The organism is Trichocoleus sp. FACHB-262 (genome assembly GCF_014696035.1).
Lineage (GTDB): Bacteria > Cyanobacteriota > Cyanobacteriia > FACHB-46 > FACHB-46 > Trichocoleus.
In genome coordinates, this window is record NZ_JACJPK010000108.1 from 42,394 (window position 1) to 62,354 (window position 19,961).

Below are 19,961 nucleotides of genomic sequence, written 5' to 3' on the forward strand. Positions count from 1 at the left end.
CGCTGTCCTACTTAATCCAGGATTTGTATGGAGGATGCAATTGAGCAATTGGCTTTGCCCCAACCTGAAACAGTGACACCAACCTCCACAGCGGCAATTCCATCTTCCTCGCCGCCTGATTGGGTGCGGCTGCAAAAAGCCTTGGCCGTGGAAGCAGAGCATGGCTTCAATGATTTGGTGGGCAAACAGTCTCGCTTCAGTGAATTTCTTGCCCAAAGCTTGCAGCAGGCTCCAGAAATTTTGCCGAGTCGCGATCGCAGTCGTTGGCAGGAGATGGCGGGCCAATTTACTAATTACTCCGATCTGAGTTTTGCCCAGCGGCAGCATTTAGTGGCCGATACGCGGCGGTTTCTTTATCAAGTGCGGCAAACCTGTGAGCGGACGAACCAAAGTAGTGGCGCTGAAAACGGGCTGGCAGCGTCAGAACCGAAGCCAAAACCTCCTAAAACTGCACCAATAGCCGAGTCACAGCGAGCCATTTCTCCCGATGAACCGCTGACTTACTTACCCGGAATTGGCCCCAAGAATGCGGAACGGCTAGCCAAACTAGGACTTTATACGGTTCGCGATCTGCTGTTTTATTACCCTCGTGACCACATTGACTACGCGCGGCAGGTCCAGATTCGTGACTTGGAGGCTGGGGAAACGGTGACATTGGTGGGCACAGTCAAGCGCTGTACCTGCTTCAATAGCCCCCGCAATGCCAAATTAACCATTTTTGAATTAGTGGTGCGCGATCGCAGTGGACAAATTAAGCTGAGTCGTTTCTTTGCAGGGAACCGATATCGCAATCGAGGCTGGCAAGAGCAACAGAAACGGCTCTACCCACCCGGCGCAGTGATTGCGGCTTCTGGCTTGGTCAAGCAAAGCAAGTACGGCATGACCTTGGAAGATCCGGAGATTGAGGTGCTGGATCATTCAGGTAGTAGCATTGAGTCGGTCACCGTGGGGCGAGTGGTGCCGATCTACTCATTAACGGAGGGAGTCGGGGCAGATTTAGTTCGCAAAGCAGTGATTGCGGCGTTACCTGCGGCCACTCGTCTGGATGATCCCTTACCGGAGCCATTACAGAAGCAGTATGAGCTAACTGGATTGGCAGAAGCGATCGCGCATATTCACTTCCCGCCAGATAGCGCTGCCTTAGATATGGCCCGTCGGCGTTTGGTGTTCGATGAGTTTTTCTATTTGCAGTTGGGGTTGCTGAAGCGTCGCCAGAGCCAGCGCCAAACCCAAGCGAGCGCTATCTTGGCTCCCACTGGGCAATTGATTGATCAGTTGTATGAGTTGCTGCCGTTTCAACTCACGGGGGCTCAGGAACGGGTGATTAATGACATCCTCAACGACTTGCAGCAACCTGCCCCGATGAACCGACTGGTGCAAGGAGATGTGGGATCGGGGAAAACTGTGGTAGCAGTCGTGGCGGTTTTGGCAGCAATTCAGGCGGGCTACCAAGCAGCGCTGATGGCTCCGACTGAGGTGTTGGCAGAGCAGCATTACCGCAAGTTGGTGAGTTGGTTTAACTTGATGCATTTACCCGTCGAGTTACTCACAGGCTCAACTAAGACGGCGAAGCGACGGCAAATCCACGCACAATTACAAACAGGCGAACTGCCTTTGTTGGTAGGTACCCATGCCTTGATTGAAGACCCAGTCACCTTTCAGCGCTTAGGCTTGGTGGTGATTGATGAGCAGCATCGCTTTGGGGTGCAACAACGAGCTAGATTGCAGCAAAAAGGTGTCAATGGCATTCCCCATGTTTTGACGATGACAGCGACGCCCATTCCCCGTACCCTAGCCCTGACGCTCCACGGCGACTTGGATGTGAGCCAGATTGATGAGTTGCCACCGGGACGCAAACCCATTCAGACAACGGCTCTCACTGCCAGCGATCGCACCCAGGCTTACGAGTTAATTCGTCGCCAAGTAGCTCAGGGTCGCCAGGTGTATGTAGTGTTGCCCTTGGTGGACGAGTCCGAGAAGTTGGATCTAAAGTCTGCGATCGAAGAGCATCAACGGCTGCAAGAGCAGATTTTTCCTGAATTCCAGATTGGTCTGCTGCATGGCCGCATGACTTCGGCGGAGAAGGAGGAAGCGATCAATCAATTCCGCGACAACCAAACCCAAATTTTAGTTTCGACCACTGTGGTGGAGGTGGGTGTGGATGTGCCAAATGCCACGGTAATGCTGATCGAGCATGCCGAGCGCTTTGGTTTGTCGCAGTTGCACCAGTTGCGCGGGCGCGTAGGGCGAGGCGCAGATCAGTCTTTTTGTTTGCTGATGAGTAGTTCCAAGGCGGAAACTGCGCGGCAACGCCTGAAAGTATTAGAACAATCGCAGGATGGCTTTTTTATCTCAGAAATGGATATGCGCTTCCGAGGGCCAGGGGAAGTGCTAGGAACTCGGCAATCTGGGTTACCTGACTTTGCTCTAGCCAGCTTAGTTGAAGACCAAGCAGTGCTGGAAGTGGCACGGGAAGCCGCCGAGAAAGCGATCGCCAAAGATGCCACGCTCGATCGCTGGCCGCTAATGCAAGCAGAACTAGAATATCGTTATCAGCGGCTCATGGGTGGAGCCATCTTCACCTAAACTTCCCGATTGACACTCCAGTTGGCTAGAGCGTTGACAATCCTCTGTAAGACACTTATTGAGTTGCACTGGAACTAATATTTATGCAACCCCCTACTTCTAGAGCCAAAGCTCCGGCTCGTTTACTCACGGCGATCGCCTTCACGGGCAGTCTTCTCATCAGCTGTGCTTCCACCCCCGAAACCCAAGCACCTACCCCAGGAGCCACTAGGAGTTCAGCCGCCAATCCCTCGGCCAGCCTCCAAGCTCAGGGGATGAACCACGCGCACCCAGGCTCAAGTCATAATACCGCTCTCGATCTAGGGCCCTCTGAAGCTAATTATGATTTGCGCTTCATTGATGCCATGATTCCTCACCATCAAGGCGCGATCGCGATGGCTAAAGCAGCCCAACAGAAAGCGCAACGGCCTGAGCTGAAGCAGCTTGCAGCAGAGATGATTCAAGCTCAAACTCAGGAAATTACGCAATTGCAGAAATGGCGGCAACAGTGGTATCCCGAATTTGACAGCACTCCGATGGCTTACGACGCAGAGAAGCGCAAGATGCTACCGATGTCTGCCCAGCAACAGGCAGCGATGATGATGCATCAGGACTTCAGTGCATCCGGGAATGAATTCGATCAGCGGTTTCTCAGTGCCATGATGCCTCACCACGCAGGCGCGATCGCGATGGCCCAGGACGCTTTGCAGAAGTCACAACATCTAGAAATCAAGCAATTAGCTCAAAATATTCTTACGACTCAAAAAGCCGAGATTCAAAAAATGCAACAATGGCAAGCCGCTTGGTCTCAGCCCTAAGCAAATTAGTTACAAAAACAACTGTAGTTGCGCTAGCTAAGAGCGATCGGTCTCACACTTTCTTGTTCAATCAGGGTATCTCTGTATGTATAGCGATTTATAGCGATTTAAAACAATTTGCAGGAAGTCGGTCACTGTGCGGCAGTTCCATTTTTTTTCCCTTCGCACCAAATTAATTTTGGCTTTTTTGGGAGTAGCGCTGATCCCGCTGCTATTGCTGTCTTGGCTGAATAAACACACGGCTCAAGTTACTCTCACCAGCACTGCCAACCAAGCTTTGTATGCTGCAGCCAGCCAAACTGCCTTAACCCTAGATGCTTTTATCACTGCCAACTTAGATGCAGTTCGAGTGGATGCGCAACTACCCGGTTTAGCTCAATATCTGAGTCTCCCGCCAAAGGGACGCTCCAACAGTGAGGCCGAAGCCGAAGCTGCTGCCATCTTAAGTACCCTGACTCGCCGAGATTCGCTCAATATCCTGTCTTACACCTTGTTCGATCGCCAGGGCCGTAGTGTGCTGGCAACGAACTTGAAGGATATTGGTCGCAGTCAGGCTACCGATGACTACATTCGGCAACCTTTGCAAACTAAATTTCCTTACGCTTCACCGATCCGGGTCGGCAGGGATGGTTTTACCAGCCTTTATTTCAGCAGCCCAGTCCGTAATGCCAAAGGCACGATTGTGGGTGTACTAGCAGTTCGCTACAATGCCGCCGCTATTCAACAGCTAGTCGCCCAAAACAATGGTTTAGCAGGTGCTCAATCTTTTGCTGTTTTATTGGACGAAAATCACATTCGTCTGGCTCATGGCATTGCTGCCGAATTGATATTTAAGTCTGTAGTGCCGTTACCTGCCAACAAAGTGAAGGCCTTGATCGAGGCGGGACGATTGCCGCAGCGACCTTCATCTGAACTGGCTACTAACTTACCTGCATTTGAGCAAGGACTGAATCAGATTACCTGCAAAGCAGTCAGAACCTGTCCACCCACATACTTCACTACGGCACTTACTGGGGTCAGCCATCAGCTAAGTGCCGTAGCAGCGGCTAGACTCAGAACCCAGCCTTGGTTCGTGATTTTTGCGCAACCTCAGCAAGTTTTTTTAGCTCCGATTTACGCTCAAGTTCGGGTAGCGCAGAGGTTAGCAGTTGCGATCGCGATCGCCGTGATCATCATTGCGATCGCGATCGCTCAATGGCTCGCCCGACCTTTAGTCCACTTAGCGCAACGAGTTGCTCAGTTTACAGCAGGGCAGCTTAATGCTCGGGCTCATATCGTATCGCAGGACGAAATTGGCAGCTTAGCGACCAACTTTAATGCGATGGCGGAGCAAGTTGGCAAACTCTTCCAAGGGTTGGAAGAACGCACCCATGAGTTGGAAGCGAGTCAACATGTCACCTTCGCCGTGAGCGAGTTATCCAAAGCAATTGTTGATCCCGAATCACTTTTGCAAGAAGCGGTCACCTTGTTGCAGACTCGCTTCAATTTGTACCATGTGCAAATTTATTTATGGGAGCCCGCTACACAACAGCTCAGCCGCCAAGCGGGAGCCAGTGGAGCCGATATCTCTTGGCCTGCTCATCGAGAAATTAGCATCCGGTTAGATTGCCCTGATAGCTTAGTTGCCTGTGCCGCACGCACCCAGAGGTTAGCCGTTGCAGAGTCTAGGCGTATAAGTGAGGCGATCGCCCCTGATTTAGCTGCTTTGCCAATGGGTACAGAAGCGGCTGTACCGCTGGTCGCACGAGGGCAACTGCTCGGCGTTCTCGACATTCAAGACGTTTACACCGATCACTTTAGTGCAATTGACCTAGACACCTTCAAAACCCTAGCGGGCCAAATTGCGATCGCCTTAGAAAATGCCCGCCTGTTTGAACAAATCCAGAAAACCGAAGAGCGCTTTCGGCGTATTTTTGAAGACGCTCCGATTGGCATGGCGATCGCCAGCTTGGAAGACGAGCAGTTGGTTCAGGTGAACAAAGCCTTTTGCCGCATGTTGGTTTATGAGGCCGAGGCGTTAGCTCAGCTCTCGTTTAAGGACATCACGCATCCAACCGACCTGAGTAAAGATTTACGCCTGTTTCAGCAAATGGTGACAGGGGCGATCGCCAGTTACCAGATTGAGAAACGCTACTTGAAACAAACTCAGGAAGTTGTTTGGGCCAACCTAACCGCCACCTTGATTCGGGACCAGCAAGGCGGTGCCAGCTACAGCCTCGGCATGATCGAGAACATTACCGAACGTAAACGAGCGGAAGCGGCGCTACGCCAGTCAGAAACGCAATACCGAGAAAAGGCTCAACAACTACAGGAAGCCCTACACGAACTACAGCAGACGCAAGCCCAACTCGTGCAAAGCGAGAAAATGTCCAGCTTGGGGCAACTAGTCGCTGGAGTGGCGCACGAAATTAACAACCCGATCAACTTCATCTATGGCAACCTAACCCACGCCAAGCAGTACCTCCAGGACTTGTTCAAGTTGCTGCACCTTTACCAAACCCACTATCCTCATCCTGCTCCTGCCATTCAGACCACAACCCAAGAAATTGATCTGGAGTTTTTGGGAGAAGATTTCGAGCGAATTCTCGCTTCGATGCAAGTGGGCGCGGAACGAATTCGGCAGATCGTCCTCTCCTTAAGAAATTTCTCTCGATTGGATGAGGCGGAAATGAAGCCAGTCGACATCCATCAGGGGCTAGATAACACTCTGGTAATTTTGCAGAACCAACTGAAGCCTAGACCAGGCCATTTAGGCATCGAAGTAATTAAAGAATATGGTCAGCTCCCTTTGGTTAACTGCTACGCAGGACAACTGAATCAGGTGTTTATGAACTTACTGACCAATGCGATCGACGCTTTGGAAGTGCGCTGCACCCATCAACCCTTGCAAGATGGCGTGGCTCTAGTTGATCAAAACGCTCTGGTTGTACCCCCCAGGATCTGGATCAGCACTGCGGCAGTAGAGCCTAATCAAGTCATGATTCGGATTGTGGATAATGGCCCAGGTATGACCGAAAGAACCCGACAGCGCCTCTTTGATCCCTTTTTTACAACTAAGGAGGTGGGGAAAGGGACAGGCTTAGGATTATCGATTAGCTACCAAATTGTAGAAAAACATCAAGGACAATTGCGTTGCCTTTCGGTACCTGGAGAGGGCGCAGAATTTATCGTGCAAATTCCTATACAACCAGCCCCTAAATTGAATTCTTAACTTTTGTCAAGAAAATGAGTTGATAGCTACTTAAAAATCACTTTTAGCGGCTTGTAAATGAGGAATTGCCCTTAACATCTCTAATTTATCTCTAAGTAGCCTAAAAATTCTCAGCTAATTCTCAGTTAGCTTTCAGCTAATTCTCAGCTAGTTCTGAATGGTAGTAAACGGATCTATTCAGCTCATGATACCTGCCAGTTGCAGATAGAAATTTAACGACAGGATTGGGCTAGGTTTATTACTAATAAACTCACCTATTTCGGAAACTGTTGCTGGGTCTATGATCCCCAATTTTTATTGAAATTTAAAGGGGTGCATAGAGGTATTTGGCGCTTGCGAGTCTTGCCTCTTATGACTGACCAGTGACGCAATTTCTATTTCTTGAGTGAGAGTTAAACGCACTAGCAGATTACAGCTAGAGAGCGATTCGCTATCGATTGGGAACCAGTAAATTGTTCAGTATCGGTGCCATCTAAACCGAAGAGTTTTTCAAAGCTTGAATTATTTCTTAAAGCATTCGACAGACATTAACAAAGAAAAAAGGAATTTTAACCATGAAATCTGCTGCTCTATCTAAATTTATCGGTGCTGGTGTACTCAGTCTTAGCCTTGCTGCACTACCTCTAACCTTGCCTGCTGGTGCTCAAACTGATGCTGGCACCTCCACTACTTCTGGTACAGATACTACTTCTACCTACAACAATACTGACACTGCTACTGAAGGCGATCGCGATTTTGACTGGGGTTGGTTGGGTCTGCTCGGTTTGGCTGGTTTGGCTGGTTTAGCTAAGAAGAGCCACGAAGAGCCTACTCGTTACCGCGAACCCGAAGAAGTCAGCCGCACTGGAACTCGCTACTAATCCATAGAGTTGTCGTAGTTAGCGTGTTATCTCTCCAAAGGCCAGGGGAGATCTGAGGTAAAACTCTCTTCTCTGGTCTCTTCTCAGAACTTTGGATTTGCTTTCGCAACGCTAACTTCCACCCCAAGGTCATATTCAAGCATTTAGTTGCTTAGCTGCATTGCATCCCTTCGCTAGAAATTTTTAGAGGATTTTTGACCATGAAACGGACTACTCTATCTAAGTTAGTTGGTGCTGGTGTGCTGGCTGCTAGCCTTGCTGTTGTGCCCCTGAGCCTCCCTAGCCACGCTCAGACTGACAACAACGCAAACAACAACCCCACTCTAGACACAACGCCTTTCCAAGAAACCAAAGATGACAACAACAATTTGGGTTGGTTGGGTTTGATTGGTTTGTTAGGTCTAGCTAATCTCTTCCGCAAGCCGAAAGAAAATGTCCGCTACCAAGAGCCTGATGTCGTTAGCCGCACTGGTTACAGAGAGTAAGCGATCGCGCTCTGCCTAGGATTTTTATTCGCGTAAATCTCCCTTCCCCCTCGTCATTTTCCGGTTGTATCGGATTAGGGCGAGGGATTTGTTATGGAGGCTACTCGGCCCAACTTTTTGCCCTAGACAATGCTTTTTGCCAGGTGGTGAAGTTTTCTAGCGCTGCTGTGGCGGCTTTCGGCTCAAAGACGCGATCGCTCTGGCGATTATTAACTAGGGCCGCGTAGTCTTGCCAAAAACCGGAGGCTAAGCCCGCAGCAAAGGCCACCCCTTGCACAGTCACGTCCCGGACTACAGGACGCTCGACCGGAATCCCCAACACATCTGCCTGAAATTGCATGAGGAAGTTGTTGTTGCAGGCTCCCCCGTCTACCTTGAGCCGTTGCACCTTGGTACTACTACAAGCATCTACTGCTTGCACCACTTCTTTGACTTGGTAGGCGATCGCCTCTAAGACTGAACGCACCAGATGTTCTCGCTGGGCTCCTCCTGTAATGCCGAGAAAGGCACCACGAGCGCTCATATCCCAGTGCGGTGCACCTAAGCCACTTAAGGCAGGCACAAAGTAAACGCCACCGTTATCGCTCACCTGAGCAGCCATTGCTTCCGTCTCCGCCGCAGTCTGAATCAGCTTCAGTCCATCGCGCAACCACTGAATGCAGGCTCCGGTGGTAAACATGCTGCCTTCGAGGGCATAACCCACCTCCGGGGCTCCAGTCTGATCAGCCCGAGTCCAAGCCACGGTTGAAACCAATTGTCCCGGCGATCGCCGGATTTCCGCTCCTGTATGAGCCACAAGAAAACAACCTGTACCGTACGTACATTTGATTAAACCTGCGCGATCGCAACCCTGCCCAAACAAAGCCGCTTGCTGATCGCCCAAGATGGCAGTGATGGGAATTTCAACTCCTAGTAACTGAGCATCTGTCACACCAAACAAACCTAAGCTAGGTCGCACTTCGGGTAAAAGGTGAGCGGGAATCCCAAATATATCGAGCAGCCGAGCGTCCCACTGGCGCGATCGCAGGTTAAACAGCATTGTGCGGCTGGCATTACTGTCATCTGTGGCATGCACCCGTCCCCCCGTGAGGTTCCACAACACCCAAGTATCAATCGTCCCTGCCAACACATTGCCTAGATCAACCTTGTCAGCCGTATGGTCTAGAAGCCATTTCAACTTGGTGGCGGAGAAGTACGCGTCGATCACTAAGCCCGTGCGATCGTAAATTTCTGGGGCGTAACCCTGCTCCTGTAACTGATTGCAAAGAGGGGCAGTTCGGCGGTCTTGCCACACAATCGCAGGATGCAAAGGTTGTCCGGTGGTTTTATCCCACAGCAGGCAAGTTTCTCGCTGCACGGTCAATCCGATCGCAGCAATCTCAGTGGCGGTAATGCCTGCTTGCTGTACTGCTGTTTGCATCACCCAACAGGTATCTTGCCAAATCTGTTGCGGATCATGCTCTAGCCATCCGGGCTGCGGGTAGTACTGGGTCAATTCTTTGTAAGCCTGCCCGACAATCTTGCCATCGTGGTTAAACAGAAAAGCTCGATTGCCCGTAGTACCCAGATCTAGCGCCAGAATGTACTTTGCCGATGGATTGCTCATGAGTTGCTTACTGGTGTATCAACCAGCCTGCGATCGCTTGTCCTCATTATCCGTGGGAGACGCAGACTGTGAATGCAGCTCTTTGAATCTGCCCTTAAAGATGCCTTTAAATCTCTTGAGATTGAGTTTCGTGGGATTGAGATATTAGTGGCAGCACAACCGTAAATTTGGTACCGAGATCAGTCTTACTTTCTACTGTAACTTGACCACCCTGGATGTCTACACAGTTCTTGACGATCGATAAGCCTAGACCGACCCCAGGAATGTTAGTCGCATTTTTGGCGCGATGAAAGGCTTCAAAGAGATGCAACTGGTCGGCAGCAGGAATACCAATCCCTTGATCCTGCACGCTCAAAGTGACACTAGCACCATCACAAGTAACCTCAAGCTCCACCTCGCTGCCCTGGGGTGAATATTTGATGGCGTTTGAGAGCAAATTAGTCAGGATGTACCGTAATAGCCTCTCGTCTAAACAGACCGACGGATGAAAGCTTTGATAGCGAAATCGGAAAGTATGAGAACTGAATGAGGCAACCTGCATGTCTTCTAGCAGATTGCGGCAAAACCGCTCTAGATCCATAGGAGCAGGGTTGGGTTGCAGCTCACTACTACTGGCTTGGCTCAGCAATAGCACTTCATCGAGTAGATGAGTGATATAACGACTAGCAGTTTGGATTTTCTCGAAATGTTGCTGTTTCTTCTCTTGAGTCATTTTGTGCTCGTAGTGCTGCACTAACTCCGTAGAGGAAACAATTACAGTCAGGGGGGTGCGAAACTCATGAGAAACTGTGGTGACAAAACGGGCGCGTAGCTCATTCAGCTCTCGCTCTCTAGCTAAAGCATGGCGAATCTCTTGCTCCGCCTGCTTCTGCTCTGTCACATCCTCAACGGTGCCTACATGCCCCAGGAGAATCCCAGTGTCAGCAAATAAGGGAGACGATCGCGCGTGAACCCAACGAGTCTCACCCTCTGGCATTTGCAGTCGATACTCATCTGCGTAACTGCCACCTTGTTGGATATGCTCAGCCCAAGCACTAAGCACACGATCGCGATCTTCAGGATGCACCCACTCCATCCAACTAGCTCCCCAGCTAACTTCGGTGCCATTCGCTGCGGTGCTCTTGGGGCTCAAAGCTTGCAACCGGGGATTCATGTAAGTTAAACCACCCGCCACATCTGCCAGGAAAATGCCGACAGGAGAACAAGCGCTTAAGGAGCGAAAAAGCTCCTCACTTTTGTGCAGCGCTACTTGAATTTGGCAACGGAGGCTAATTTCCTCCTCTAGCTCCTGAATTGTCTGTTTTAGTTCCTGAGTTCGTTCTTCGACTCGCAATTCTAAAGTTTGGCGGCTGAGTTCTAGCTCTTGGGTGTACTGCCCTACCTGACGGATCAAGCCATTGAAGGCCGTTGCCAGTCGTCCCACTTCATCGTCAGTTAGGGCTGGAGCTTGCAAGTCAAACCGTGATTCTTGAGCTGCTCGTTGCGCCACTTGGGTCACGGCTTCAATGGGACGAGCGATCGCTTGGCTAGTCCGCAGAGCCAGGACAACTGCGAGCACAACCGACAGCAACAAGCTCGTGTAAGTAATTAAACTGTGTAAGTCTTCTGCTCGATGCATGGCGATGTCTGCCTCCATCTCTCTGGCATGGACATCATTCAGCAAGAGAGTCAAGTCGTCAGACAAACTATCTAGCTCTAGAGCCGCATCACTATTGGTAAATGCCAGCAATGATTGCTGAGCCGCTGAAACATTGGCTGTTTGTAAACGACTGCGATCTATCTTTTGTAATACCTGATCTAGCTGCTCCGTATAGACTTCAATCGTGCTGTCATAGGTACGCAACCAAGCTTCTAACTCTACACTGGCCTGACTAAATCGAGCATGAGTGACAACCGCAGTCTGCACCTCTGTCCTTAATCCACGAATTTTCTGCACATGACCCAAAAAATGTTTGTGCTCATGCTCAAACGCTGGGGGATTTTGAAGTAAGGGAATAAATTGTTGTTGGTGACTGCGAGCAGCTAGGACAGCCAAATTCAAGCTGCTCAATAGCCTCTCTTCCTGGTGAGCTGCTTCCCAGTTTCGCGTTGCGACTCTCGCATAGGCGTCTCCCAGAAGGTGGCCAAAAGTAGATCCAATCACTGCTACCCCAATCGCCAAAGCATGAGACCAACCAATTTTTTGGCGGATACTTTTCGCTCGACGCAACGACCAACGAGTGGGAAAGTCCAGTAGGCCAGCACCCTGTCGAGAATCATAGTCTGACAGCGGCTCAGAAGACACGCGGTGCTGTAGGGAAGACTTAGGAGGATGACTCATAGAAGCAACGCTGTTAAAGTCCTGCCCTTGACTTAAAGGCAAATCAACGTAGATGGCTCTATGATGCTTGAATAAGTTGGAGGGAAGCATCCGCTATTTGCGCAGACTGTCTCAGTCGATTAGCACATAACAGCAGGATCAACCAGATAAAATAATTTTCTCAGCTCAGAAATTATTTTGCGAATCGCGACATCTAATGTGCGAATCTACAGAACATACAAAAAGAAAAATGGGCGATACAAGATTCGAACTTGTAACATCCTGCTTGTAAGGCAGGCGCTCTACCGTTGAGCTAATCGCCCGTGACCTGCACCCAATCGTTTGGGCACGAGAATTAAATATAGCAGACATTTTTGTTCTTGTTAATATTTTCTGAGACTAAATTTTCGGATTTTCTGGATTTCCTCGTACTTTACTTCCATGCCCTCTGGTCGAACCCACGATCGCATTACCCTGTGGAGCTTGCCATTAGTGGCAGGTCTGACCTATGGGCGAACTCAAAGTAGCAACCTCACCTTACTAGTGGCGGGTGGATTTTTGTTTGGGGGACTGATGTTTGGTCCTGACCTCGACATTTACTCGCGGCAATATCAACGCTGGGGATGGCTGCGATGGATATGGTTGCCCTATCGCAAAATGATGCGGCATCGTTCCTTTTGGTCTCATGGGCCTGTAGTCGGCACAGCGCTGCGCCTGCTTTATTTGGCGACTTGGTTGAGTGCTTTGAGCTTAGTCGGAGTGACGATCGCGGCAGCGCTTGGTTATGCCATCCCCGATTGGTCTACCGCAACTCATTTAGCTCAACAGTCAGTTTTGCAGTACAGCCCAGAAGTGATGGCCCTATGCTTGGGCTTAGAACTGGGAGCGCTCAGCCATTCCTGTAGCGATTGGCTGAGTTCTACTTACAAATCGACTCACAAACGCTACAAAACTCAGGGTTGGAAAGGACTGTTTTACTCCAAGCCTAAAAAGCGTCAACGAAAATCAGCTCCTCGCGCCAAACCGCAGTCTAGGATCATGCCTACGAAACCACAGCCTAGAAACTAGATTGATTAAGGTAAAGATTAAAGTAAATAGTCTTGGTTTTTCTCCATGTCACACCCAGAGGGACAAGTTCCGCTTCCGACTACTGCTGCCCTAACTGCTTTGCAACAACTGATCGAGGTGGTGGCTAAATTGCGATCGCCCGATGGAGGTTGTCCTTGGGACTTAGCTCAAACTCCTGAGACTCTGATTCCTTACGTGATTGAGGAAGCCTACGAAACCGTAGACGCGATTCGCAGCGGTGATCAAAAGGCGATCGCGGAAGAATTAGGAGATCTGCTGCTGCAAGTGGTTCTGCAAGCCCAGATTGCCAGCGAGCAAGGGCAGTTTAGCTTAACCGAAATCGCCCAAGGCATTAGTGAGAAATTGATTCGTCGCCATCCTCATGTCTTTGGGGATGTGGAAGTTGCCAGTGTGGAAGAGGTACGGCAAAACTGGGAGCAAATTAAAGATCAAGAAAAAGGAGCCACAACTCAGCCCCCCCTCCTCAGCCAAAAACTCAGCAACTATGCTCGGAGCCTACCGCCTCTAGTGGCAGCGATGAAAATCTCTCAGAAAGCCGCAGGAGCTGGGTTTGAGTGGGATAGCATTGACGGCGTGTGGGATAAGTTCCACGAAGAACTGGCTGAGTTGCAAGAAGCACTCCAAGGAGAGGACAAGGTTCACCAAGAGTCAGAACTCGGAGATCTGTTGTTCACGATCGTCAATATCGCTCGCTGGCAAGGATTAGACCCAGCGGAAGCCCTACAAGGCACCAATCGCCGTTTTATTCAGCGGTTTGTGCAGGTTGAAGCCGTGTGCGATCGCCCCTTAACCGACTACAGTCTGGAAGAATTAGAAGCGTTCTGGCAACAAGCAAAAGCTAAGTTAGGCCACACTCAACCAACGACTCTCTCAGAGCCATAACTAGCTTGGCAAAGTTTTACATTTCCTCAAACGGCCAGTTGGGTAAAGGTTCTCTTGCGGTGAGCCAAGCGGCAGGAATACTTTCTACCCCGCTATAGGCTGCAACAATTCCACCTACGATCGCGCAAGTTGTATCAACGTCACCAAAACCCCGTGAGGTCAGCCAAAGGGCTGCTTCATAGTTGTCAAGGTGTGTCGCTGCACACCACAGGGCAAACGGAACCGTGTCTTGAGCAGAAATGCGGCTACCATTGCCTAACACCGCAACTGCCTTCAAAACTTTGGTGTCTGCTGGTAAATCCAACGCTTTTTGAACTAGCGATCGCACTTTGCTAGGAGGCACCAACGACAAAACTTGGGTCAAAAATTCAGCATGACTGGGACGAGAGCCATTCATCCGAAATCGCCAAGCCCAAGCAGTTGCCACAGCCACCGCGATCGCGCCTGCAATTGCTTCCAAATGAGTATGAGTCACAACAGCCGAGCGTTTTGCCTGCTCAACCACAGCGTCTAAGTCATCGGCAAAATAAGCGCCTAGAGGAGCAACTCGCATAGCAGCTCCGTTCCCAAAAGACCCCTGACCTTGAAACAGACTAGCAGCCAAAGCTTGCCAAGATTGACCTGAACGGATTTTTGCTAGCATGTCACCCATTGCTCGGCCATATCCTCGTTTGGCATCGTAATGCTGAGCAAAGCTGGCAACTAGCGCATCTGGCTGAATCTCACCATATCGGCGCAGGATAGCCACAACTGAGAGGGCCATTTGGGTATCGTCAGTGAATGACCAAGATGGTGCGGGTAGTATCTGAAATTGTTTCCACTTAGTCTCAATCTTCGGGTCACGAAAGAAATTCTCACCGAATGCATCTCCGACGGACAGCCCTACCAAAGCGTCTTGAGCTCGGCCTAGTCGGTCACTGTTTTGCATTCACCCCTCCTGTGGATGTTGTTTAATTTGCTTAATTTTTGACTTCTATTTCAAAATCATTGCGAGCGGTTACTAAGGCTGCGATCGCTCAGTATTTCCTCGGTGAAAGCAGCTAATTTTCTTTTTTAATGAACACTTAATCGGACTGAGCTATGAAATTTTGTAATCAGACTCGAGCTTGAGAAACACTAGTGGGATAGCTAAGAAAAGATAATTCGAGGCTCTATCGATGTCTATACATCACGTCAGAATTATCAATCTTTGAAGCTCTTTAAAGCATCCTATAGAAAACATGATTGATTTTAGCCGCCTCAAGCTTAGAGAACGCATTTTGTTGGGTTATGGAGTGCCATTAGTCCTTACATTTGCAGCGACCGGGGTAGTAGTTGCTAATGCTAGACATGTAATCGAGCAAAGCCGCATCACAGAAGTAGGTGCCCACATTGTTCAAGAGTGTGACCGTTTAGCAATGACTCTGTATAAACGTCAGACTCATGCGCGTGGGTATCTTTTGACTCGAAATGATATCTTTGCCAAAGCCTATGAAGCCAGTGTTCAAGACTATGAGGAAAGAATAGCTACTTTAGAAAAAGTAATTGCTGTTTCGGGTGAGGAACAGGTTGAGCGTCTGCAAAGATTAAAGGTTTTAGGCAAAGAGATTTCAAAGATTAATAGAAGTCTGATTAGTCTGGTAGAGGCTGGCAAAGTTAAGGAAGCTGGTCAAGAGATGGTGAATGGTCGCATCTTAGGGTTAATTGACGAGGCTGGAGGCATACTAAACGCCCTAACTGAGCATGAAGATGAGTTGCAAGCCGAAAGAGTGAAAGCATCGGAGGAAGCCATGCGATCACTCATTGTGATGGCTGTGGTAGGTGCGATCGCAGCGAGTTTGCTGGCAATCGTGATGGGACTATTCATTTCATCCCGCATCACTCAAACGATTAATCAGATTGTCTCAGTGGTAGCTAGCTCCTCCACAGAAATTGCCGCAGCGGTAGAACAGCAAGAAAAAACAGTTTCTCAACAAGCGGTTTCTGTAAACCAAACCACAGCAGCAATGGATCAACTGAGCGTCGCTTCTCAGCAATCCGCCGAGCAGGCAGAGTCAGCCGCTACAGGAGCACGTCAAGTATTGGCTTTGGTCAATGGTCAGCAAGATAAGCAAGCCCGCAACAACGGCGACAGCCTGAGAGCGAAAGTGGGTCAAATTGCCGAACAGATTTTATATCTGAGTGAGCAAACCAACCAAATTGGCACAATTTCTACCTTGGTGAGTGATCTGGCGAATCAGACCAACATGCTAGCGCTGAATGCTGCTGTCGAAGCTTCACGTGCCGGAGACCAAGGAAAAGGATTTGCTGTAATTGCGACAGAAATCCGCAAACTTGCCGACCAAAGCCGCAAGTCAGCCGATCGCATTGGTACTCTTGTGACTGATATTCAAAACGCTACCAACTCTACAGTAATGGTGACGGATGAAGGCACAAAAACCGTTGAAAGCATTGTGGCTGCAGTCAATAATATTTCCTTGAGTAACCAACAGATTTTTTTGACTTCTAAGCAACAGGCGATCGCGATTCAGCAAGTAGTGGATGCCATGACTGCGATCAACCAAGGAGCTAGCCAAACCGCAAGTGGCATCGGACAAACGAGAGTGAGCACGCGGCAGTTGAGTGAAGCAACTCTGACGCTCAAAGCAGTGGTGTGATCGAGAGCGCTGCTTTGAGCAGTAAAAAGCAGGTAGCAAAAAGGGCGCAAGCGACGCGCCCCTCTATCAAGATTAATAATCAACAGAAATTTCAACAGAAACAGGAAACAGAAAAGGAGCGATCGCGCCACCCTTTAGAACACGACTGGCACGACAATGGCAGCAATAATGGCTCCAGCCCCCAAAATGCACTGCCAGAAACGATGGTAGCTATCAACCGTTTTGCCACCCACTGTCTTGAGTTGGGCTAAGTCTACCCAGGGCATAATGCTGCGGCGAAACCAACCTGTCGCGTTCACTTGCGAGCCTAGCAATCCTTGCACTTGATTGGCCCCAAACATGAAGTTGCCCAAAGGCCCAAAGCGAGAAGCGTAGTGGACATACATCATGCCTGTAGGGTCTTGCAGCTTCAGGTCAGAGCCAAACTTATAACCCGCATCACCCCGACCAATCAACTCGCCACTGAGTTTCACTGGACGGCCTCGCAGCGGGCTAGCATAAGGGTCAGACATTAGGCTCATCACATCACTCGCTTGAGCGCGGCTGAAATCTGGGAACGCCACCATCATCTTGACCAAGATACCCAGTCCCAAGCCCAGCAAGCTGAGAGATACTAAAACTTTCCAGCCAGCCAGCGACATCAGCGCCAAACCAATCACTAGACCGAGCGCCAAGCCAATGAACTCAGCACCGTACAACAAGAGGTCAAGCGCAAAGTTGCCGTAGAGCTTGTTCTTATTCAGGGTGCGACTTTCAGCGACCACCCGCGCCATATCGAACTCAGTTTCTAAACCCAACTGTTCGGCGTAGGTGCTCAAAGCTCGAACTCGTTTCCCGGTCAGAGGGTGGGTGGAACTTAATTCCATCAACCAGCCCCAGGGATTAAACATATCCCACAAAAAGACGCGGCCAATTTTTTCTGGTGAGGAGGCAACTCGGTAAGCTGTGCCGACTGAGCTAGCCGCTTTCGGGTCGTAAATTCCTAGCGCCCGCGTACCTTCGATTAACTTGCTGGGTTCCTTAGCTCTTTGGCCTTCTTCTAAAATCCCGTAAGCAATTTTGACCAAGGCGCGAGAGAGGGCATTAGGGTTGCCTGTCGTTTCAGCCGCGAAGTGGTCGGCAAAGTATTCTCTGGTACGAGAGAGATACAAAACTAGATAGGTGCCGATCAGGTAAAAGATGTAAGCGGCGATCGCGGCAGTTCCCATGGCATCTTTGAGCTTGTTGTCGCCACCGCCACGACTCATGCGACGAGCAAAGCTGTAGATCAGATAGGTGATCTGCACCAGGGTAGCGGCAACGGTCATAACGGCAAAGTCCCAGTGGACAATGTGCCCTAGCTCGTGGGCATACACTGTGGCAACTTCGTCATCGTCGAGGTAGGTGAATAAACCTTGGCTGACGACTAAGCGGGCACTGTTAGGCAAGGAGCCGTAGGTAAAAGCAGTGGGGTTTTCGTCGTTGATGATGCCGAGGCGGGGTTGCTTCAGTTTTTTCTGAGCACAAACTTGCTGAATCACCCGCGCTGCTTCTGGGCTATGCCTCGCTACTTCTGGCAGAGAAACCCAGCGAGTGCCGTAGAACCAACCTTGGATCAAGTCCATAAACCAAGGCGAAACAAAGAAGGCGATCGCATTAAAGACCAGGGTAAATCCCACGGCAATGCCAAAGCCAACTCCGGGTTGGTCGCTGCCGAGAATAAACACCAGGCTCAATGCCAGCACGAACACCATGCCAAACAGCAGGGAGATCGTTACACCCGAAGCGAGGGCTAGACTGCCACCAATCCCAGACATGGCTAGCTTGGCGCCTGTCTTGGCTGCTCGGCCCAACTTACTAGCGGATACAGGCTGAGTTTCTGGAGCCGCAGTTCGAGGAGGTGCCTTAGCAGGCTGATCGGGTGTTGCAGTGGAGAGTGTCTGGAGAGTTTGCTGCGCCCAAGTATGAACCTGGGGGTTTTCGTGTAGCGCTAACTGGCGACAAAGCGCGATCGCCTTCTCAGGCTGCCCTACACGTTGATATGCTTTCACTAACCACATCTGAGCTTGCAATAGTTCTTTCGATTCCGTGAAAGAACTATTGCGACAGAAAGTTTCTAATAAGTTGATAGCTTCCGAGTAGCGCCCTTGTTTTAGAGCGTCTATTCCAGCCTGGAGCGCTCCCGATTGGGATGACATAAGGATTCTCCGTAGAGAAAGAGGGGATTAGAGGGCACAAAAGCTTTGGGTCAATTCAGCAGCCTGTGCAGTTGATCTTTTGATACCCACAGATCCAATTTTTCTACGCAGAAATCCGCAAAAGTACATACAATCTTTAAGCAATTTGGCTGAGACGCATGACCCTTTTAGCATCCGTTCACAAAAGCAGGTTGGTAGGGGTGGGTTTAGCTATAGCTCGCTAAGGTTTTTACATGACTCACAGCTGAGGCGATCGTGATGGGTAACTTGTAGCCACCTCCGTGATTAGACAGCACTGGGCAGTTGGCTTTTTTTGCCACCTCTAAAACTGCTTCAGTCAGCGCTGCAAAATCTGCTTCAGTCCAGCCTGTGGTTTCTTTACCGCAGTCATCGCGGTGCGAGTCGTACCCGGAGAAAATCAAAATCAAATCGGGAGTCCAAGGAACTTGGTCCAGCGCAGACTGAAAGGCAGATAGGCTCTCGTTGACTCGGTAGAACTGACCCGTCAGCCCCATCTTGGGCGGGAAGTCATCGGCGAATCGGGCAGGTAGCAGAGGAATATTGCAATGCCCCACGGCTTCGGCAGCTGTCGTGGTGCCACGTTTCAAATCTGAAGCTTTGGCCATGTACAGGTCGATCGCGCTATGAATGCTGAGGCAATATACGCTGCGATCGCCACTAAAAATAGATTGCGTGCCATCGCCATGATGAATATCCCAATCCACAATCAGGATTTTCTCAAAGCTTTGCTCTTGCGCATATTTCGCCGCTGCGGCTAAAGGGTTGAGCAAGCAATAGCCATGCCCCCAGTTTGCATGAGCATGATGGCCAACCAAGCTAAAGCAGTAAGCCCGCTCTAAGTTGCCTTGTTTCATTTGGGCGATCGCCTCAAACAAGCCACCCAGCCCGTAAGCATATCCAGGTAGGCAATGCTCCAGTCCCCAACAGCCACCCAAGAGATGCGGCATCTCCAGGTTGAACTTCTCTAGTGGTTTTTCTGCCGCCAGCAACACTAACTTTTGCAAATACTCTCTTGTGTGAACTCGCAAGTATTCACTGTATTTCACTCGTCTGACTGGGAGCGATGGATAGTCAGAGAGGCTGTTTTCTAGCTCTTGCCGAACTTTGCTGTAGTGGGGAAACGAATAACCTTTGAACGGAATCAAATGACTCGGCTTAGATGTTTGACAAGTCTGCGGGTGAAGGTAGGTGGCGAATTTAGGCATAGAGGTTTAGGAGAAAAAGCGAGAGAAATGATGGATAGACAGCATTCACCGTTAGGATTTAAAGGACAAGTCGAGATTTGCTAAACTTTGGCTTGCTTGTGGCTTTC

At 49.9% G+C, this 19,961-nt stretch carries 13 protein-coding genes and 1 tRNA gene; 8 read left to right on the forward strand and 6 right to left on the reverse strand.

The features are described 5' to 3' along the window. The first annotated feature begins 27 nt into the window (after positions 1–27). The 5 genes from recG (at position 28) to H6F68_RS25810 (ending at position 7,939) form a co-directional block, all read left to right on the forward strand. Positions 28–2,586 carry an ATP-dependent DNA helicase RecG gene (gene recG, locus H6F68_RS25790; RefSeq protein ID WP_190563482.1) on the forward strand — a complete coding sequence of 853 codons (2,559 nt, stop codon included), beginning with the start codon at positions 28–30 and terminating at the stop codon, positions 2,584–2,586. Positions 2,587–2,669: 83 nt separating this feature from the next. Next, on the forward strand, positions 2,670–3,383 hold the full coding sequence (locus H6F68_RS25795; protein ID WP_190563484.1) for a DUF305 domain-containing protein: 714 nt from the start codon (positions 2,670–2,672) through the stop codon (positions 3,381–3,383). Positions 3,384–3,519: 136 nt separating this feature from the next. Further along, positions 3,520–6,594, forward strand: a complete 3,075-nt coding sequence (locus H6F68_RS25800) for an ATP-binding protein (protein WP_190563486.1) — start codon at positions 3,520–3,522, stop codon at positions 6,592–6,594. Positions 6,595–7,148: 554 nt separating this feature from the next. Continuing rightward, on the forward strand, positions 7,149–7,454 hold the full coding sequence (locus tag H6F68_RS25805) for a WGxxGxxG family protein (protein ID WP_190436535.1): 306 nt from the start codon (positions 7,149–7,151) through the stop codon (positions 7,452–7,454). Positions 7,455–7,654: 200 nt separating this feature from the next. Then, the gene (locus H6F68_RS25810) at positions 7,655–7,939 is read left to right on the forward strand and encodes a WGxxGxxG family protein (protein WP_190436538.1); all 285 of its coding nucleotides are present in this window, start codon (positions 7,655–7,657) and stop codon (positions 7,937–7,939) included. A 100-nt stretch (positions 7,940–8,039) separates the two neighbouring features. On the opposite strand, the gene glpK is transcribed toward H6F68_RS25810, so the two are convergent. The 3 genes from glpK to H6F68_RS25825 all read right to left on the reverse strand — a co-directional run bounded on the left by glpK (position 8,040) and on the right by H6F68_RS25825 (position 12,167). Next, entirely contained in the window at positions 8,040–9,545 is a 1,506-nt protein-coding gene (glpK, locus tag H6F68_RS25815) for a glycerol kinase GlpK (RefSeq protein WP_190563488.1), read from the reverse strand. Between the two features lie 106 nt (positions 9,546–9,651). Further along, positions 9,652–11,865, reverse strand: a complete 2,214-nt coding sequence (locus H6F68_RS25820; protein ID WP_190563490.1) for an ATP-binding protein — start codon at positions 11,863–11,865, stop codon at positions 9,652–9,654. 230 nt (positions 11,866–12,095) lie between these two features. Further along, positions 12,096–12,167: transfer RNA gene (locus H6F68_RS25825), tRNA-Val, on the reverse strand. A 118-nt stretch (positions 12,168–12,285) separates the two neighbouring features. Between H6F68_RS25825 and H6F68_RS25830 the strand changes: the two genes are divergently transcribed. Both H6F68_RS25830 and mazG read left to right on the forward strand, forming a co-directional pair. Beyond that, on the forward strand, positions 12,286–12,912 hold the full coding sequence (locus H6F68_RS25830; protein ID WP_190563492.1) for a metal-binding protein: 627 nt from the start codon (positions 12,286–12,288) through the stop codon (positions 12,910–12,912). 45 nt (positions 12,913–12,957) lie between these two features. Beyond that, complete coding sequence (gene mazG, locus H6F68_RS25835; RefSeq protein WP_190563494.1) at positions 12,958–13,815, forward strand: nucleoside triphosphate pyrophosphohydrolase; 858 nt, start codon at positions 12,958–12,960, stop codon at positions 13,813–13,815. A 16-nt stretch (positions 13,816–13,831) separates the two neighbouring features. Here mazG and H6F68_RS25840 read toward each other — a convergent pair whose 3' ends face one another. Beyond that, positions 13,832–14,743: an ADP-ribosylglycohydrolase family protein gene (locus tag H6F68_RS25840; RefSeq protein ID WP_190563496.1), complete on the reverse strand. Its 912-nt coding sequence runs from the start codon at positions 14,741–14,743 to the stop codon at positions 13,832–13,834. 292 nt (positions 14,744–15,035) lie between these two features. Between H6F68_RS25840 and H6F68_RS25845 the strand changes: the two genes are divergently transcribed. After that, positions 15,036–16,451 carry a methyl-accepting chemotaxis protein gene (locus tag H6F68_RS25845; protein WP_190436556.1) on the forward strand — a complete coding sequence of 472 codons (1,416 nt, stop codon included), beginning with the start codon at positions 15,036–15,038 and terminating at the stop codon, positions 16,449–16,451. 134 nt (positions 16,452–16,585) lie between these two features. Here the strand turns inward: H6F68_RS25845 and H6F68_RS25850 are convergent, their stop codons facing one another. Both H6F68_RS25850 and H6F68_RS25855 read right to left on the reverse strand, forming a co-directional pair. Beyond that, positions 16,586–18,628: a M48 family metalloprotease gene (locus tag H6F68_RS25850; RefSeq protein ID WP_190563498.1), complete on the reverse strand. Its 2,043-nt coding sequence runs from the start codon at positions 18,626–18,628 to the stop codon at positions 16,586–16,588. 206 nt (positions 18,629–18,834) lie between these two features. After that, positions 18,835–19,854, reverse strand: coding sequence for a histone deacetylase (locus H6F68_RS25855; RefSeq protein WP_190563500.1), 1,020 nt, complete (start codon positions 19,852–19,854; stop codon positions 18,835–18,837). Positions 19,855–19,961: the final 107 nt, after the last annotated feature.

What these genes read in the sequence shown, in the direction of transcription:
- recG (WP_190563482.1), top strand. Translation starts at nt 28, where the DNA reads ATGGAGGATGCAATTGAGCAATTGGCTTTGCCCCAACCTGAAACAGTG.
- H6F68_RS25795 (WP_190563484.1), top strand. Translation starts at nt 2,670, where the DNA reads ATGCAACCCCCTACTTCTAGAGCCAAAGCTCCGGCTCGTTTACTCACG.
- H6F68_RS25805 (WP_190436535.1), top strand. Translation starts at nt 7,149, where the DNA reads ATGAAATCTGCTGCTCTATCTAAATTTATCGGTGCTGGTGTACTCAGT.
- H6F68_RS25810 (WP_190436538.1), top strand. Translation starts at nt 7,655, where the DNA reads ATGAAACGGACTACTCTATCTAAGTTAGTTGGTGCTGGTGTGCTGGCT.
- glpK (WP_190563488.1), bottom strand. Translation starts at nt 9,545, where the DNA reads ATGAGCAATCCATCGGCAAAGTACATTCTGGCGCTAGATCTGGGTACT.
- H6F68_RS25820 (WP_190563490.1), bottom strand. Translation starts at nt 11,865, where the DNA reads ATGAGTCATCCTCCTAAGTCTTCCCTACAGCACCGCGTGTCTTCTGAG.
- H6F68_RS25830 (WP_190563492.1), top strand. Translation starts at nt 12,286, where the DNA reads ATGCCCTCTGGTCGAACCCACGATCGCATTACCCTGTGGAGCTTGCCA.
- mazG (WP_190563494.1), top strand. Translation starts at nt 12,958, where the DNA reads ATGTCACACCCAGAGGGACAAGTTCCGCTTCCGACTACTGCTGCCCTA.
- H6F68_RS25840 (WP_190563496.1), bottom strand. Translation starts at nt 14,743, where the DNA reads ATGCAAAACAGTGACCGACTAGGCCGAGCTCAAGACGCTTTGGTAGGG.
- H6F68_RS25845 (WP_190436556.1), top strand. Translation starts at nt 15,036, where the DNA reads ATGATTGATTTTAGCCGCCTCAAGCTTAGAGAACGCATTTTGTTGGGT.
- H6F68_RS25850 (WP_190563498.1), bottom strand. Translation starts at nt 18,628, where the DNA reads ATGTCATCCCAATCGGGAGCGCTCCAGGCTGGAATAGACGCTCTAAAA.
- H6F68_RS25855 (WP_190563500.1), bottom strand. Translation starts at nt 19,854, where the DNA reads ATGCCTAAATTCGCCACCTACCTTCACCCGCAGACTTGTCAAACATCT.